Consider the following 18,096-nt stretch of genomic DNA (forward strand, 5'->3'; position numbering starts at 1 on the left):
CGCTTTTTCCGTTAAGGATAGCACGCAGAGGGGTGTCCCTTCAGCCTGTTTCGTGGGTCACTGAGTTGAGAACGCAAGTTCGAGACTCGGCAGCCCGCTTTTTCCGTTATGGGAAGCGCACAGAAAGTTGCATTTTCTCTGAAACTATGCTATAATAAATGAGTAATCGACTGATCCCCACTTATATCGAAAGGAGGTAGCGGACAATGAGCAAGCAGAAGCTCCACCGCTCACCCGAACCGCCGCCCCGCGTTTTCGCCGAACCAGATAACGGTCTGACCGCCGAACAGGTACGTCTGCGTACCGAATCAGGTTATGACAATACCCCTGCAAACCCACCGTCAAAGTCCGTGGGCGATATCATCGCGGACAACGTTTTCACTTACTTCAACCTCATTTTCCTCATTCTCGCAGGACTCATCATTTACTCCAAAAATTACCGTGACCTCTCCTTTATGCCAATCATCATCGCAAATACCCTCATCGGTATCGTGCAGGAGCTGCGCTCCAAACGCGTTCTGGACAAGCTCTCGATGATGAATGCTCCCGTCACCGCCGTCGTGCGCGACGGAAAGGAGGAAATCGTCCCATCACGCGATGTCGTTCTCGATGACATCGCCATTTTCCGCGCGGGCAATCAGATAAGCGCCGACGCGGTCATTCTCGACGGAAATGTCTCCGTCAACGAGGCTCTGCTCACAGGCGAATCGGACGAGATAAGCAAATCTGCGGGCGATACGCTCATGTCGGGCAGCTTTATCGTATCGGGCTCGTGCAGGGCTCGGCTCGAACGCGTGGGCGTTGACTCATACATCTCGCAGCTCACCATGCAGGCGAAAAAATCCCGCAAGGGCGAGCAGTCGGAGATGATACGCTCGCTCAACCGCATCGTCAAATTCGCGGGAATCATCATCATCCCCATCGGCTTCGCGCTCTTTTATCAGCAGCACTTCCTCGAACACCGCAACGTCAGCAGCAGCATTCAGGCTATGGTCGCCGCTGTTATCGGTATGATCCCCGAGGGTCTGTTCCTCCTTGCGAGCACTACCCTCGCTATCAGCGCGATGAGGCTCGCTTTCGGTAAAGTCCTTGTACATGACATGAAGTGTATCGAGACCCTCGCGCGCGTTGATGTGCTCTGTGTCGACAAAACAGGTACTATCACCGAAGGGAATATGTCAGTCAATTCGCTCATCCCCATTGACGGGGAGATACCCGAGGACAGGCTCGCGGGGCTCATCAGTGACTTCGCGGCGGCGCAGTCCGCGGATAACGCTACCATGCTCGCTGTCAAGAATCACTTCAATTCGCCTACAGGTCAGCAGATAAAGTCCTTTACGGGCTTTTCGTCGGAGTTCAAGTACAGCTCAACTGTTCTCGAGAGCGGGGCTTATGTGCTCGGTGCGCCCGAATTCGTCCTCCGCGACGACTTCGCAAAGTTCCGCGAGACCGTCAGCTGCCACAGCAGCAGGGGCTATCGTGTGCTCGTCTTCGGAAGCTGCGATTCCGTTCCCGACGGAAAAGCTCTCAGTGGCTCTGTCAGACCGATATGCTTCATTCTGCTGTCCAATCCCATTCGTAAAAATGCCCCTGATACATTCCGCTTCTTCGCCGAGCAGGGCGTTGAGATCAAGGTCATTTCAGGCGACAATCCCATGACTGTCTCCGAGATAGCCAAACAGGCAGGCATCGCCAATGCCGAAAGATACGTCGACGCCACTACCCTTCAGACCGAGGAAGCTATCAAGAGCTCCGTGCTCCACTATACCGTCTTCGGTAGAGTCACTCCCGAGCAGAAGCGTATGTTCATTCGCGCTCTCAAAGACGCGGGGCGTACTGTCGCCATGACGGGCGACGGCGTCAACGACGTGCTCGCGCTCAAGGACGCCGACTGCTCCGTCGCTATGGCTTCGGGCAGTGAAGCAGCAGCGCAGGCTTCTCAGCTCGTGCTCCTCGAATCGGACTTCGCGAAAATGCCCGACGTCGTTATGGAGGGGCGCAAGGTCGTAAACAACCTCGAACGCTCGGGCAGCCTGTTCCTCGTCAAGAACATCTTCTCGCTCATTATGTCGACTATGGCGATATTCCTCAGTATCACCTACCCGCTCAAACCCGCTCAGATCTCCCTTATAAGCGTGTTTACTATCGGTCTGCCAGGCTTGTGCCTTTCGCAGATACCTAACCGTGAACTCATTAAAGGCAAGTTCATGACCAATATCCTCCTCAAAGCCCTCCCTGCGGGCATAACCGACGCGATAATCGTAGCCGCTATGATCTTCTTCGGCAACATCTTCAAGTCGCATCAGGAGGATATCTCCACCGCGTCAACGATACTCATGAGCGTCGTCGGCATGATGATACTCCTGCGTATCGCAAAGCCTATGAATGCCCTCAAATGGGCAATATGGGGTATGTGCGGCATCCTGCTCACGCTCAGTATGCTCTTCCTCAGCAGCTTCTTCGGCATCAGCGGGATGTCCATTCAGTGCATTCTCCTCTGCGTCAACTTCTCGATCATCGCTGAGCCCATGCTCCGATATCTCACTATGCTCATCGACGGCATTCGGAAGCTGTTCTCGCGAAACAACTGAGTACACAAAAACTGCTCACGGATACTTGCGGTATCTGTGAGCAGTTTTTTCATATCCATTTGCTCCGCTGAACGGTCAGCGAAGGCTTTTTTCAGGTGCAGACTCGCAGGAGCTTACCTGATAAATCCCATTTTGCGAAATGCGTTCGAGCCGATAAATACGGGATTCTGTACCGAATCCGCTGAAGCTCCCGTGGGTGCGGGGGCGTCGGTCTCATTCACGCCGAAGCTCTTCGTCTTGCCGAGCGTGAAGTTGAGGAGCTGTATGAGGTCGTTGACCTTGAAAGAGCCGCTCTCGTCGACATCTGCCGCTCTGAGCACCTTTTTGTCTATGGGCTGTCCGCCGTCATTCATGTTGAGTATGAGAGTCTGGCGCGCGAGAATAACGTCGAAGGAGTCAACCTTTTCATCGAAGTTGAGGTCGCCTGGCGTAACAGGTTCTTCAACTACAGCAGGCTTTCCTGCACCCTCTATCTCCGTGCCGTCGATAGCTGCGAAAATGTCGTCTACGTAGAAGTTGGTCGCGGGTGTTTCGTCGTCGGAGTCGCCCTCTGTCTCGACGTAGATGAGCGGGTTCTTGGCTCCCTCGGGGATCTTGAAGCTCGTATTCGCGAGCTGTGCCCATTCACCCTTCGGTACGTCCATAGAGTCGATCTTCACGTACTGTGTCTCGCCCGAAGCGTCGTCGTACTGGAGCGTGAAGTGGAACTTGACTGAGGGTGCGCCCTCGGTATACTTTACGTTGGCGGAGAAGCTGTAGCTCTCGCCCGCCTTGAACTTGTAGTTGAGCTTTTTGCCTACGCCCTTCCATGAAGCCGAGCGGTCGGAAACATATACCGAGCCCTCGCCATCGTATGCCTCGTCCGTGCTTGCGGAAACTGTCGCGCCGCCTCTGTCGGACCATCCGTCGAGACCATTCTCGAATGTGCTCTTGAAGATGTAAGTCGGGTCGGACTGTGATGCTGAGCCCGCTCCCTCAAACTGCCACCAGTCGAAGTTCATGAGGTAGTCATTGCCGCCAGTGAATACGAAGTAAAGGTCGTGCTCGCCCTCCGCGCTCACGTCACATGAGAACTCCTGCCAGTTCTGCCAGCCGCCTGTGCCTGTTACCGCACATTCGCCTATCTTCGGGCCGTCCTTCTTGTCGAGGTGGAGCTCTATCGTACCGCCGCTTCCGTTAGCGGCTGCACACGCTGTGAATTTTTCCGCGCCCTGACCGAAATCTACGCCCGCTACCTTGATGTAGCTGCCGTTCTTGATGCTTCCGATGTTGATACCGCCTTCGGAGCAGTTTTCACTCTTTACGCCCTCGCTCCAGCAGATAGTCTCTGCCTCGACTCTCTCGAACGGGTTGAGCGGCTCGAGCTGCGCGGGACCTTCGTTGGTGGGCTTTACCATCGGGATCGTGCCGTCGCTGTTGAATGTGAACTCCTCTACGGCTGCGCTTCGCTTGAACGTTCCGCCGCCCTTCAAGCCGTTTTTGTGATAGAACAGATATGAGTGTCCCTTGTAGTCGATAATTCCGCCGTGTGTGGTGAAGCAGTTGCTCTCGGGAGTAATCTGTGCGCCGAATTTCCACGGACCTGTAACACTCGGACCGTATGAATAGCAAATACTCTCACCGCCCTGATTCTGGTAGAAGCCTGCAAATACGAGGTAATACAGGTTGTCGTGCTTGCATATCCACGGACCCTCACCGTAAGCTGTACCCGTTCTCTGGGGATCCTGCTTGCCGACACCAAATGCGTCCTTGGTCATATCAAAGCTCTTTATCGGACCGTCGAGAGTGATCATATCCTCCTTGAGCTTGACATAGTAGCATCTGGGATTGCCGAACATAAGCCATGCCTGACCGTCATCGTCTATCATAACAGTCGGGTCGATGTAATCCCAGTTCGGACCGCAGAGAGGCTTGCCGAGGACGTCCTTGTACGGTCCCTCGGGTTTGTCAGCAACGCCGACGCCTATCGCTCTGCCGTTGGTCGTCGTGGTGAAATAGAAGTAATACTTGCCATTTCGCTCGATACACTGTGATGCCCACGCATTGTCCTTACTGCACCACGAAAAGTCGTTATCGTTGAGGAATTTGCCGTGGTCTGTCCAGTTCTTCATATCCTTGGTGGAGAAAGCCTGCCAGCCCGTCATTGTGTAGAAGCTGTTCTGACCGTCGCGGTCGCAGCCTGTGTACACCCACAACTCGTCGCCGAACACTACGGGAGCGGGGTCAGGCGTAAATGATGTCTGTACAATGGGGTTCTCCGCGTTCGTCACAGCAGGTGCCGCAACGCACATTGTAGCAGCTGAAATTAGAGCAAGAGCTGCTGCTTTGATTATTCTCTTCATTCCAATTCTCCTTCGCAATTTATTTCCCTTTTGATTGTAGCTGTATTGTACGTACAGCCTGTTCACGTTACATACTTATTAATATTATATTAACACATCTGTCTGACAATTTCAATCCATATTTCCGCAGAATAAGTGGACAAATTGCAGAAATCGCTAAATGTTTTCCGAATTATATAAAAGCCGGAAGCTGCCACGTGTGCGGCAGCTTCCGGCTCAGGGAAAATTCTATCATTACTATAGATGTGGATAGCTTGTGTTATTTGAGTTATCACTCTACCTCTTCCAGACGAACGTTCTTGATGTAGATCGTTGCGGTCGAGCCCTTGTTGCCCATGTTGAACTCAAGGCGTCCGTACTCGTCGTCCTTCTTTGTCATGTCAAATTCGTAAGTGTAGGTGGTCGGCTCGGTCGAAAGTGTGAGGAGAGTGTCCTCGAAGTAGCGTATCCAGCCCGCATTCGGTGCAGACACGCATACTATCATATCGCGTTCCTCGTCAGCCCATGCATCGAAGGTAACACGGTATTTCCTGCCTTTTCTCATGGGCTGCTCGGGCTGAACGAGCTGGACTGAATAATCGACCGTACCCTGATTCTTGGTGGTGATTATCATTGTGTTGTCCTTTATCTCGGCAGAACCATCGCCGCCCTCGAAGAGCAGGAACTTCCAGTTGATATCGTCTGTGAGATCCTCCGCCTCGGAGAAGTCTCCGTTGTAGATGAAGTTGCCGTCTTCGGTAGCCTCACGGAAGACCTTCTCGGGCTTCTTAACGTTGAGGTCGTACTCGGGCTTCTGGTATACGCGGACGTAGTCGATGAGGAACTCCGCCTTGTCAAAGTCGGTTTTCTCGTCGGGGTCGCCCGGCCAGTCTCCGCCGACCGCAAGGTTCATCTGAACGAAGAAGTCCTGGTTGAACGGCGCGGGATAGGGCTTGTCGTCCTCGTCCTTCTCGGCTGTGAACCAGTCGTTGACTGTAAGGTAGAGCTGGTCGTCGATGTACCAGCGCATCTCACCCGGTTCCCATTCTACCGAATACTCGTGGAAATCGGAAGAGAACGAACCGCTGTCGAGCACTACCGTGCCCTGCTGCTCGGCGTGAGGCTCACCGTAGTGGACTGTGCCGTAAGCCGTCTTGGTGTCGCTTCCGAGCACCTCCATGATGTCTATCTCGCCGCACTTCGGCCACTGGCCGTAGAAGCTCTCGTCCTGCGGCATCATCCATATCGCAGGCCACAAGCCCTTGCCCTCGGGAACCTTTGCGCTTGCAACGACTTTTCCGTATCTGAAATCTGTCTTATTGTGAGAGTTCACCTTGCCCGATGTGTAGTAGGGCTTGCCGTTCTCCTCAGTCTTTATTGCCTTGAGCACGAGCTTGCCGTCGCGGGTGAAGATATTGTCCGTTTTCTGGGTGTATTCCTGAAGCTCGTTGTTTGTCCAGCCCGGCTGACGCGCCTCCATGTTCCAGATGCTGTCATCGAGCTCGCTGCCGCTGAATTCATCGTGCCAGAGCAGCTCGTAGCCGTCGAGCTCGGGAACGTCGACCTGCTCCTCGGTCGCAGCCTCGGTGGTGGGCTGAGTTGTCGTCTTATTATCGGAACTGTCAGCAGTTTCGCCGCAGGCTGTAAGCAGCATTGCTGCGGCAAAAGCTGTACATAAGATTCTTTTTTTCATTTTACTTCCTCCGTTCGTCCGTTTCCGCGGACTTGTCTTAGCAATATCATACAACTCCGCTGCAAAATAATCTATCACTATTCAATTATTTTTGGTAATTTCTTGACCTCAGCCGTCTGTGACCGCTGTCGTTTGCTCCGATGTATCGCCCGCGGCGGAAGTTGCTGCCTCCGCCGCGGGAGGTATGACATCGCTTCGCACCCGAACATCCGTGAAGCTGATATGCAGCAGATTGTTCGGCATATCAAATGACGCGATATTGCCTGCGTTGTCGAGCATCAGCGTGTAGTCGCCTCCGTCGAGCGTGCCGTTTATCTCGAAGTGCCCTTCGCTCTCCCTGCCGCGCAGCTCGCTCTCGCGGGCGTTCTTGTCGACCGCTTCGATGAGGTTGCAGAGCATAGACTTCATTGGCAGCGCCGACTTTGGTACGGAAAAATTCAGCCCCTTATAGTCGGCGGTGACACTGCCGCTGCTGAATGTGAGCTTGACACCGCTGAGCGTGTTCGGCGAGTCGAATTCGGCTGTCCATTCACCGTCACCGAGGCGGGTCATCGTGCCCTCGGCGCTGAGCTTGTCAAGGCTTACGCTGACGGACGAGGTGAATGCGCAGCCGAGCTTGTTCTCGCGGACTGAGCTCCCGCCCATCGGCGACGAGCACGAGGTCAGGCAGAAAATCCCCGTAAATAGCAATACGGACGTAAAAAGTCTCTTCATAATGATCTCTCCTATCGGAAAATTATGGTCCTTTATACGTCCGTTTTTTTGCAATTGGTAATTATATGAGCTCCACGCTCTCAGACCTTCTGCTTCTGCTTTTCTTTGAGTATCCTGAATGCGTCCGAGATTGAGCCGACGATATCACGCGGGAGCATTGCCTCCTGTCCGAACTTTTCGGCTGCGGCATCGCCTGCAAGACCGTGCATATACACACCCGCGCAAGCCGCATCGAACGGAGAATAGCCCTGTGCCGCTATTGAGCCTATCATGCCCGCGAGTATGTCACCGCTGCCGCCGCGGCTCATACCCGGGTTGCCTGTGTGGTTGGCGGCTGTGTGGTTGGCGTCCGCAATGAGAGTCCCCGCACCCTTGAGCACGACTGTTATGCCATACTTTTCGGCGTATTTTTCGGCTACTGTCACACGGTTCTCGTTTATCATCTGCGTGTCGCATTGCAGCAGCCTTGCCATCTCGCCCGCGTGCGGAGTTATGATGATCTCGGACTTCCTGTTCATTAGTATTTCTATGTCCTCGGCTATGCAGTTTATTCCGTCTGCGTCGATTATTACGGGAACTTCGGCATTCTGCACAACAAACCGCAGTATCTCCTTGGTGTCGTTCGTCACGCCCATTCCGCAGCCTATCACTATCGCTTTTGCTTTTTTCATCGCTTCAAGGAGTGCGTCCCTGCTGCTGTCAAAGAGCATATAACCGTAGTCGTCACACTCAGCCTCTATGTATGTCGCCTCGGGAGCGTGTACAGAGACCGTATCTATGCACTTCTCGACCGACATCAGCTTTACTGTGCCCGCGCCCGTGCGGAGGGCTCCCTGCACTGCAAATGCCGCGGCACCCCTCATTGCGGAGCTGCCCGCGATGACGAGCACACTGCCGAAGCTGCCCTTGTGAGAGTCCTTCTCGCGTTTGGGCGGGAAGCCTGCGAGGCTGTTCCTGTCAAGACGGATATATCCGCGTCCCTCGCCGCTTACGTCGCACGCCTGATGCGGGATGCCTATGTCTGCTATCGTTATCCTGCCGCAGTACTTGCGCAGCGGATACTGCGATATACCGAACTTTACGAATCCGAGGCAGAGTGTCTCGTCCGCCTTGAATATTCCGGGCGAGACCGTACCCTTGACCGCGTCGCCGCCGCTCGGGATATCAAGGGCTATCTTATAGGCGCCCGTACCTATTGCGAATATCGCCTTTATGTCGTTTTCAAGCTCGCCGCGGTAGCCTGTGCCGAAGACGCCGTCAACGAGTATATCCGCTGAGACAATAGCCTCGCGGACGTCGGTCATACGCTGTTTCTCGCGGATGAGCAGGCGCTCGACAGGCGTGAGTTCCTTCTTGTTTTTCAGCTTGGAAACGTCCTTGTCCTGAATGGTCATGTAGTCGAGCTCCGCCGCTTCTATCGCGGCTTCGATGTTGTCGCTCCTGTAGCCAGTCACCTTCCTGACCTTTTCGGGCAGACGCGCGAACATCTCCTGCGCGAGCTCGGTTTTCGGAGCCTTGACGAGATTGACAACTGTTACGATATAGCCCTTGTAGATGAGCTTTTCCGCAGCTACGTAGCAGTCGCCGCCGTTATTGCCGCTTCCCGCAAGGAATACGACGTGCGTCTCCTCGGGAACAGTACCGTTTTCACGCGCACTGCACTGCATGATGAGCTCGGCGAGCTTTGCTCCCGCATTGAGCATCAGCTGTTTCTTCGTCACTCCGAGCTTTTCCGACTTCTCCTCGATGACCTGTACTTGTCTTGGTGTCAAAGCAAGCATATGTATCCACTCCTTTTATTAAGAGCCTGTCCTTACTCGGAAAGCTCTTTATCTTCGTTTTCCTCCAGCTTTGCGCGGAGCGCCCGCGGGAGATTCTTCTTCATATTCTCTATCATATTCTCATTCGGACAGAATATAAGGCGGGTACTGCCGTATGCTTCGTGGTCGAAATCGGCGTACCACTCTTCGGAGGCGATATTGCTCGTGGCGAATACCACCGTCATATCGTCGGTCTCCTCGGGGACGGAATCGTCGTATCTGCCGAATTCCCTGAACTTTCCCACGCTGACAGACAGCATCTCCCTGCGCTTTTTCTTTGCGATTATCTTGTCGATGTCGAGGTCGCCGTTGGTGAATGTGTACTCATACTCAACGTACATATTGGAGACGATGAAGTATGTGCCGTAGCCTGTTACCGCTGCGAGCGCGAGCCCCACGAACGGAAGCAGTCCCTGTCCGAGCATAAGCACCGAAAAACCAACGAGCATGACTGCGATGACTATGCCTCCGACGAGTATTATCACTCTCTTTGCCTTGTCTGAGCCTGTGAGTTCCTTCTTTACGAGATGCTCCGCAAAATTATCCATTCTTTATCCTCATTTCACCAAGGCTGCACCGCTCGGACCTGTCTGACGGCTTTGTTTCGTATTATCCGTCGTCCTGCAAGGTGCTGCCTTAAATTTCATACAAATATTATTGTAGCACATCGTTTCGGAAATTGCAACAGGTGCGAAAAAAAATCCCCCCTGACTCTCTGTCGGGGGGGATGATCCGCGAAGCTGAGGTATACTCGGTGCTTTTGCAATAAGGTCAATTATGACATTTTGCAATAGCGGCAGGCTTATCAGCAGCCGCAGCCGCAGCCGTTGTTATTGCCGCAGTCGTTGCAGCCGCAGCCGCAGTTGGAGAAGAGAAGGATGAAAATGAGAATGAGGAGGATTATCCACATACAGTTGTTTCCCTCGAAGCATGAATTACACATAATTGAATCTCTCCTTTGAGTAAGTTTTATTTGAAGCGCTTCGTTTGCGTTTCATAGTACATAGTATGCCTCAGCCGAAATTGTGTTACAATTTTTTTCCTCATATCTGTGTTTCGACTGTTATCGCGCTTTTGCGGTGGCATAATATATATTGATGCGCCGATCGTATCCTTAGTCAGCTACGCATCAACAGTGCAGAACAAAGGAGGAGAATCAATGATAAATACAGACAGATTCACCCAAAAGGCTTCCGAGATCATTGAGGGAGCCATCGAAACAGCTTCCGAAATGGGACACACCTACGTCGGGAGCGAGCACATACTGCTCGCCATGACCCGCGACGGCACTTCGGCGGCGGCGGAGATACTCATCGACAACGGCGTCGCTTACGACGACCTCCGCCGTGTCATAGTCGAGCTTGTCGGTCTCGGTACGCCGTCAATACTCAGCCACCGCTACTTCACGACTGCCACAAAGCGGATACTTGAAAATTCCTTTGCCATTGCCCAGAGCGACAAGAAGAAACAGGCTGCTCCCGAACACATCCTCGCCTCAATTATAAAGGAATCGTCGTGCAGCGCCTGTACGGTCATCAAAAAGGCCGGCGGAAGTATGACCGGGATTTGCAGTGAGCTCGAGATGATCGGCTCGTCGGAGGTCAGGGGCGAGCTCTACGAAGCGATTAAACCAAAGCTCTCGCACCTGCCAAATCTCTTCCGCTACGGGAAGAATCTCACGGACATAGCTCTTGTCAAGAAGAACGACCCGCTTATCGGACGCATAAGCGAGGTCGAGCGCGTATTGCAGGTGCTCTCGCGCCGCAGCAAGAACAACCCCTGCCTCATCGGTGAGGCGGGGGTCGGAAAAACTGCGATAGTTGAGGGCGTAGCAGGGCTGTTCGTGCGGAATCTTGTGCCCGATTCACTGAAAAACAAGTACATCTTCTCACTCGACCTCGCCTCGCTGCTCTCGGGCGCGAAGTACCGCGGCGACTTCGAGGAGAGGATCAAAGCGTGCCTCGACGAGGCTGTCAACGCAGGCAACATAATCCTCTTCATCGACGAGATACACATGATCGTCGGCGCCGGTGCCGCTGAGGGCGCCATCGATGCCGCCAACATCATGAAGCCCCAGCTTTCGCGCGGTGAATTGCAGATAATCGGAGCTACGACCGTCGAGGAGTTCAGCCGCACGATCGAAAAGGACTCCGCGCTTGAAAGGCGGTTTCAGCCGATACAGGTCAGCGAGCCCGACACCGAAAGCTGCATCGAGATGATACGCGGGCTGAAAAGCCGCTATGAAGCCTACCACGGCGTCGAGATACCCGACAGCATGATAGATGCCGCTGTCAATATGGCGACACGGTATATATCCGACCGCTTCCTCCCCGACAAGGCGATAGATGTCATTGACGAGGCGTGCGCGTGCGCAAAGATACGTCGTGACACAGGAGCACGGAAAAAGGACTCGCGGTTCATTGAGCTTCGCGGCAGGAACGTCGATATGCGAAGGCTCGGGCACTTCATCGGAAACGGCGAGAAGCCCGTCCTCACTGTCGAGGACATCATGTCTGTTATCTCGGGCAAGACCGGCATCCCCCTCAGCAGAGTCAGCGTTGAAGATGCTGTGAAACTCACCTTCCTCGAGAAGGAACTTTCCGAACGCGTCATCGGGCACTCATACGCTGTAAAAAAGGTAACAAATGCGGTCTGCCGCGCAAAATCGGGACTCCGTGAGAGCGGTCGTCCTGCTGCATCGTTCCTGTTTGCAGGTCCGTCGGGAGTCGGCAAGACCGAGCTCGCCCGCGCACTCGCCGAGAATCTGTACGGCTCGGAGAAAAAGCTGATACGCGTTGATATGTCGGAGTATATGGAGAAGCACTCCGTCTCTAAGCTGATAGGCGCGCCTCCCGGCTATGCGGGCTACGACGACAAGAACACCTCCCTCTGCGACAGAGTGCGCCGCGACCCGTACTCGCTCATTCTCTTCGACGAGATAGAGAAAGCCGACCCCGAGGTGCTGAATATTCTGCTTCAGGTCATGGACTACGGCACACTCACGGATTCGGCGCTGCGTAAGGTGAGCTTCCGAAACTGTATGATGATAATGACTTCAAATGTCGGTGCGGAGGAGCTCACGGGGAAGGCGTCGCTCGGCTTTGGTACGGAACAGGACGAGGCTGACGAGATGCGTGTGCTCGAGGCGGTACGTTCTCATTTCACCCCTGAGTTCACGGGACGTATTGACGAGATAATCGTCTTCCGCAGTCTTGAACAGGAGGACCTCCTCAAGATAAGCCGCAAGGCAATAGACGACCTCAGCGGACGTGCAAAGGCTCTCGGGATAGAGGTCAGCTATACGGAGGAGGTCGTGCAGGCTATTGCCGCCGCGAAGGAGACCGTCAGATACGGCGCGCGCCCGATAAAGCGGCGTGTTACGGATATGATCGAGAATGAGCTTGCGAAAATGATAATCGCGTCAAGAATAAAAAGCGGCGATGCTGTCAGCATCGCCGCAGAAGGCGGACATATTCTCATAAGCAAGGGCGTGACCGTCTGAAGAGCCGCAGTTCAGGGCTCCGCGGACGGCAGAGCCCGCGGCTTTACTGCCGTCGGACATCCCTATCCTACTATGACCGTCGCTTTGACTTTTCGCAGTGTCTCGGGAATATACGGGTCGGTGACCGTATCTATCACGGGCTCGCCGCTGCTGAAACTGACCCTGCGTATGCGCGTATGGCGGCACGGGTCGTAAAGCGGGTCGCTCGCATATGTTCCGCAGCCCTTGGAGGCATGAGATGAGGGGCGTGCGTGGTAGACGATAAGCGTATCGCCGTTCGTGTCCCTGACGAAGCAGTTGTGCCCCGGTCCCGATTCGCCGACGAGGTCAGAGGTGGAGAGCACCGGCTTGTCAAGCTTTTTCCAGCTTCCGATATTCATGAGGTCGGCATTGATATCCGCCTCCATACGCCCGACACAATACTCCGAGCCCGTACCCGATGCCGAGAAGTAGACATATACCTTCTTGTCGGTCTTGAGCACGGCAGCGCCTTCGTTGACACGGTGGTTGACGAGCTCCCAGTCATATTCGGGCTTGGTGAGGAGTATGGGCGCGGAGGTGAGCTTCCACGGCTCACGCGGGTCTATCTCTGCCATAAACAGCGAAGAATCACCCTTTATCTCCGCCCAGATAACGTAGTGCTTTCCGTTGTTTTCAAAGTAGGTCATATCCAGTGAGAAGCTTTTGAAGGAGTCGGTATCTCCCGCAGATGCCTGCATTTGTCCGCACTCCGTCCACGGGTCGAGGTACGGGTTATCACCCTCGCATCTCAGCACATACGGGCGTATCGCCCATATGTCCGAGCTCGAGCCCGCTGCGAAGAAGATGTACCACACTCCGCCTATCTTGTGCATTTCAGGCGCCCAGATGTGCTTCGCCATAATGCCGCTCGAATGTGCTTTCCATATTGTTTTTTCCTCGGCTCTTGCAAGTCCCTCTATGGTCGGGCTGCAACGCAGGACTATCCTGTCATAGCCCTTGTCGACACTCCCGTAGGCGGGGTATGATGCCGTGAAATAGTAATAGCCGTTTTCGCCGTCAACGATGTAGGGGTCGGCACGCTCCTCTATAAAGGGGTTGGGGTAGCCTTTTGCTGCCTCTGTGAGCTCTCCCGTTATCGTGTGGACGCCTCTGTCACTTGTGTCGACGACTGCATACTGGTCGGCGGCGTCCCATTTTACCTCTATATCAGCCGTGGAGCCGTCGCTGAACTCCGCCGTCACCGTCGAGGGATGAAAGGTCTTTACCCCGTATGAACACTGATACACAGGTGACTTTATCCTGCTCATCACAGGCTGTATGCCGTCCGACGGGAATGCGTTCACAAGAGCATTGTACTGGTCGCCGTTTATCGGTATCACATAGCCGTGGCGCGGCGTGAAGTCGAAGCTGTACTGTCCGCGGCTGACGGTGGTGAAGTTCTCGAGGTCTGTCGTCGACTGCATTACGTAGTAGCCGTTGCCGTATGCGTCCGACATCATCAGCCACTCGTCCGTGCCGAGTTTCCTGTAGATATTCGGTCCCTCAACACCGATGCTGCCCTCGGAGACCTGTTTTATCTCCTTGTACGGACCTGACGCATTCTCGGACTTGGCGAGATAAATGCGCTTGTTGGTCTCGTTCTTGTAGTACATATAGTATGTGCCGTTCTCGAAGATGATATCGGAATCGATAGCGTCATTCCCGTTCGCGGGCGCAAAGAGCAGCGCGGGGGCTGTATCAAGCTTTTTGAGGTCCTTGCTGTAGGCGTAATACATTATCGTGCGGTCGTCTATACCCGGTACCCTCGCCGCAAAGTATATCATGTATGACTGCTTGGCAGGGTCGTATATTGCCTGCGGTGCCCATGCCCTGTCGGCGCCCTGCATATTCGGGTACTTGTTCGCTATCGGGATTATCGTCTCGTCGAACCAGTGAACAAGGTCGGTCGATGCCGCGGAGAGGAGGTTGCGGTTGCTGTTCCAGCCGAGCGAGGACTTCATATCCGTCGCGAGCATATGGTACAGTCCGTCCTCGCCCTTGAAGATGTACGGGTCGCGGATACACTTCGTGCCCGAGCTCGAACCCCATACTGCCTTGCCGCCGTTGAGTGCCTTAAAGTTGTAGCCGTCGAGGCTGACCGCGTATGACAGGCGCTCCTGCTCGGGAGCGTTGCCGAGGAAGTACGCAAACAGGTACGCTACATCGGGCTTTGAGTACGGTATCTCGCAGTATGGCTCGATATCCGTCTTCGCGCCGAGTATCTGCTGTGTGAGGAGGGCGTAGTCCTTCTCGTTCACTATATTGTCAGTGTTGAGGTCGGCAGCCGCGGAGAGTATGTCGTCTGTTCCGTTCAGCACCGCTTTCTCCATCAGTATGCGGTCAAAGGTGTCGACGGAGCCGTCGGAGTTGAGGTCTCCGCGAATGAGCCTGTATGTGTTGCCGACCGGGCGTATGTAGAACTTCTGTCCCTCGCCTCCCCAGTAGTCCCACTGGTCGATGTCGGCTCCATTGTCGTAGCTGATGTCGTAAACGTCGAGTGCCGCATTCCCCGAGCACTCAGCCGTGATGTAGTAGGCGTCGTCGGTACGGTGGAGAATGAATCTCTGTGCGGGCGAATCTGTAAATTCGTCGAGATATATCGTGTTTCCGTTGGTGCTGTCACCGTTTCTGACCGTCATTGCGCGGGAGTTGTCCTCCGCGGAGAGGATATTGCACTTTCCGCCGCCTGCGGATACTATCCTCCACTGCTGTGACTTGCCGCCGAGACGCTCCCACTGGTGGACGTTGCCGTCGCTCGCGGCAGTTACGAACTTGCCGCTCAGCCGCACCATTATCGTGTAGTCGGCACCGCTCACGACGTCGCCGAAGCTGTCCGCATACACCGCAGACAGCGGCTCCGCGGCGTCCGAACTGCGGGCAGAAGCGGGCAGCGGAGCCGAAACTGCAGCGAGTCCAACGCACATAGTAAGTGCGGCGAGTCTTGATTTCCTGCTCATGTATCAAACCTCCGTTCTTTTAGCAAAAATCGCAACTGATATGGTAATTTCATTATATCACGACTGAACTCTCCGTGTCAATGATAATATGTGCGGAGTTTTGAAATGGTCAAAATGTCCAAATCATCAAGAAATAATTGTGCGATATGCGGATTGTAATAGTTTGTTAATAATGGTATAATTATGATGTGAAGATATATGCAATAATCAGATTAGGGTATAATCAGACAAGGGATTGATTAAGAGGGTATTTTTATTACAAAGGGGATTTTTACTATGAAGATCATTGCAAGAGCAGCTGCGGTCGTGCTGTCCGCGGCGGTTGCCTTACCGTCTTTTTTCGGTACAGGCTTCAAGGTCGATGCGGCGACTACGGTCACGCTCTCGCCTTACAGCACCTACGACATAAACGACGGCAAGTTTGAAGGCTGGGGCACGTCCCTGTGCTGGTGGGCGAACAGAGTCGGCTACTCCGACAGCCTCGCTCAGAAAGCTGCCGACACTTTCTACGGCGAGAACGGTCTGCGCCTGAATATCGCACGCTTCAACATCGGCGGCGGCGACGATCCTAAGCATAACCACATCACACGTACTGACTCAAATATGCCGGGCTACACCAAGTTCAACAACGGTCAGGTCACCTATGACTGGAATGCAGACTACAACCAGCGCAACGTGCTCCGCAAGTGTATAGCTGCTGCGGGAGATGATATGATAGTCGAGATGTTCTCGAACTCTCCGCCGTACTATATGACCAACAGCGGCTGCTCAAGCGGAAACCGCGACGGCGGCAAGAACAACCTCAAGGACGATTACTACGACGATTTCGCAAAATACCTTGCTGAGGTAAGCTACCACTACAAGAACGAGTGGGGCATCGACATACAGAGTATCACCCCAACAAATGAGCCGTATACCAACTTCTGGTACGCTGGAAGCCCCAAGCAGGAAGGCTGCCACTTTGACATTGGAAACTGTGAGAGCAAGATCATTCTTGAACTCCAGAAGGCTATGAACGAAAAAGGTATGGGCGATGTCATCATCAGCGCCAGCGATGAGACCTCTATCGACACTCAGATAGACGCTTTCAAGGCACTTTCTGCCGATGCAAAGAAAGCTGTCGGTCGTATCGACACCCATACATACGGCGGCTGGAAGCGCTCCGACCTGAGACAGCTCGCCCTCGATTCGGGCAAGAACCTCTGGATGAGCGAGGTCGACGGAAACGGTACAGCAGGTCAGAATGCAGGTGCTATGGCTCCCGGTCTCTGGCTGTCCGAACGCATCACCACCGACTGCAACGGACTCAATGCGTCTGCGTGGATACTCTGGCAGGTCATCGACAAGCACGTCTGCGCCGCAGGTTACAACGGCAAGAAGGACTCGGGCATGGTCGACATGACCAAGGGCTTCTGGGGGACGGCTGTCGCTGACCACGATAAGAACGAGATCGTCCTCTCAAAGAAATACTACTGCTTCGGTCAGTACACACGTTATATCCGTCCCGGTATGACCATGCTGAAATCCTCCGGCAACACTATGGCTGCCTTCGACGATAAGAACAACCAGCTCGTTATCGTTTCATACAACACTTCGGCTAACAAGTCGGATATGGTATACAACCTCTCCCAGTTCGCACAGTGCGGTTCGAGCGCTAAGGTCATCCGTACAAGCAACAGCGAGAATTGGGCTGACAAGGGTACTATCGACATCAGCGGCGGCGTTCTGAAAACTTCTCTTGAGCCCAACTCTGTTACTACTTTCATCATCGACGATGTAAAGGGCAGCATTGAGCTCGAGGGCAAGATAGATGTTGACCTTTCAAAGGTCACAGGTTCTTCTCCCTGGAAGGATGATACGAACAACGACTGCAAGAAGGCGTTCGACGGCAAGACAAACACCTTTTTCGACGGTCTCGGTCACGGCTGGGTACAGGCCGACCTCGGTGATACGTACGAGCTTTCAGCTATCGGATACGCTCCGAGAAGCGGATTCGAATACCGCTGTCCCGCCGGTAAGTTCTCAATATCTGTTGACGGAGAAAACTGGACAGATCTGTACACGATAGACTCCGTCCCCAGTTCGGGAATGAATTATATCACCAAATTCGACGGAGAAGCTATCGGAAGGTATGTACGCTATCAGACACCCGACGGAACTCCCGACAGTTCGGTAAACAAGGACAATTCCTACTGTGCGAATATCGCAGAAATAGCTCTCTACGGAGAGAAGAAGGAAGTCGCTCCGAAGGAGGTCCTCGGCGACGTTGACGGAAGCGGCGACCTGCACGTGAACGACCTCGTGCTCATGCAGAAATATCTGCTTGGAGCTGAGAAGGAGCTCCCCGAGTGGAAGAATGCTGATATGGACAATGACGGCAGGCTCGATATGTTCGACCTTGTGAGACTTCGCCGCCGCCTTACAGAATCAGTCGGTTTTATTACAACGGGCAAAGCCACGTTCACGGAAAAATAAGC

Annotated in this window: 10 protein-coding genes; 3 read left to right on the forward strand and 7 right to left on the reverse strand. The window is 53.9% G+C overall.

Annotated features, from left to right (window positions below):
- Positions 1–206: 206 nt before the first annotated feature.
- Positions 207–2,591 carry a cation-translocating P-type ATPase gene (locus tag BMX22_RS07870; RefSeq protein ID WP_074741918.1) on the forward strand — a complete coding sequence of 795 codons (2,385 nt, stop codon included), beginning with the start codon at positions 207–209 and terminating at the stop codon, positions 2,589–2,591.
- Between the two features lie 113 nt (positions 2,592–2,704).
- Here BMX22_RS07870 and BMX22_RS07875 read toward each other — a convergent pair whose 3' ends face one another.
- The 6 genes from BMX22_RS07875 to BMX22_RS16420 all read right to left on the reverse strand — a co-directional run bounded on the left by BMX22_RS07875 (position 2,705) and on the right by BMX22_RS16420 (position 10,082).
- Entirely contained in the window at positions 2,705–4,933 is a 2,229-nt protein-coding gene (locus BMX22_RS07875) for a family 43 glycosylhydrolase (RefSeq protein WP_074741919.1), read from the reverse strand.
- A gap of 271 nt (positions 4,934–5,204) precedes the next feature.
- Complete coding sequence (locus tag BMX22_RS07880; RefSeq protein WP_074741920.1) at positions 5,205–6,605, reverse strand: family 16 glycosylhydrolase; 1,401 nt, start codon at positions 6,603–6,605, stop codon at positions 5,205–5,207.
- Positions 6,606–6,713: 108 nt separating this feature from the next.
- Positions 6,714–7,319, reverse strand: a complete 606-nt coding sequence (locus BMX22_RS07885) for a hypothetical protein (RefSeq protein ID WP_074741921.1) — start codon at positions 7,317–7,319, stop codon at positions 6,714–6,716.
- An 80-nt stretch (positions 7,320–7,399) separates the two neighbouring features.
- Positions 7,400–9,100: an NAD(P)H-hydrate dehydratase gene (locus BMX22_RS07890; protein ID WP_074741922.1), complete on the reverse strand. Its 1,701-nt coding sequence runs from the start codon at positions 9,098–9,100 to the stop codon at positions 7,400–7,402.
- Between the two features lie 32 nt (positions 9,101–9,132).
- Complete coding sequence (locus BMX22_RS07895) at positions 9,133–9,687, reverse strand: DUF6106 family protein (protein WP_074741923.1); 555 nt, start codon at positions 9,685–9,687, stop codon at positions 9,133–9,135.
- Positions 9,688–9,944: 257 nt separating this feature from the next.
- Positions 9,945–10,082, reverse strand: coding sequence for a hypothetical protein (locus BMX22_RS16420; protein ID WP_177172990.1), 138 nt, complete (start codon positions 10,080–10,082; stop codon positions 9,945–9,947).
- A gap of 216 nt (positions 10,083–10,298) precedes the next feature.
- Between BMX22_RS16420 and BMX22_RS07900 the strand changes: the two genes are divergently transcribed.
- Complete coding sequence (locus BMX22_RS07900; RefSeq protein ID WP_074741924.1) at positions 10,299–12,641, forward strand: ATP-dependent Clp protease ATP-binding subunit; 2,343 nt, start codon at positions 10,299–10,301, stop codon at positions 12,639–12,641.
- A gap of 62 nt (positions 12,642–12,703) precedes the next feature.
- On the opposite strand, the gene BMX22_RS07905 is transcribed toward BMX22_RS07900, so the two are convergent.
- Positions 12,704–15,619, reverse strand: coding sequence for a family 43 glycosylhydrolase (locus BMX22_RS07905; protein ID WP_318259714.1), 2,916 nt, complete (start codon positions 15,617–15,619; stop codon positions 12,704–12,706).
- Positions 15,620–15,895: 276 nt separating this feature from the next.
- Between BMX22_RS07905 and BMX22_RS07910 the strand changes: the two genes are divergently transcribed.
- Complete coding sequence (locus tag BMX22_RS07910) at positions 15,896–18,094, forward strand: glycoside hydrolase (RefSeq protein ID WP_074741925.1); 2,199 nt, start codon at positions 15,896–15,898, stop codon at positions 18,092–18,094.
- Positions 18,095–18,096 lie beyond the last annotated feature (2 nt).

Origin of the sequence: Ruminococcus sp. YRD2003, from assembly GCA_900109435.1 — a bacterium.
GTDB lineage: Bacteria > Bacillota > Clostridia > Oscillospirales > Ruminococcaceae > Ruminococcus > Ruminococcus flavefaciens_G.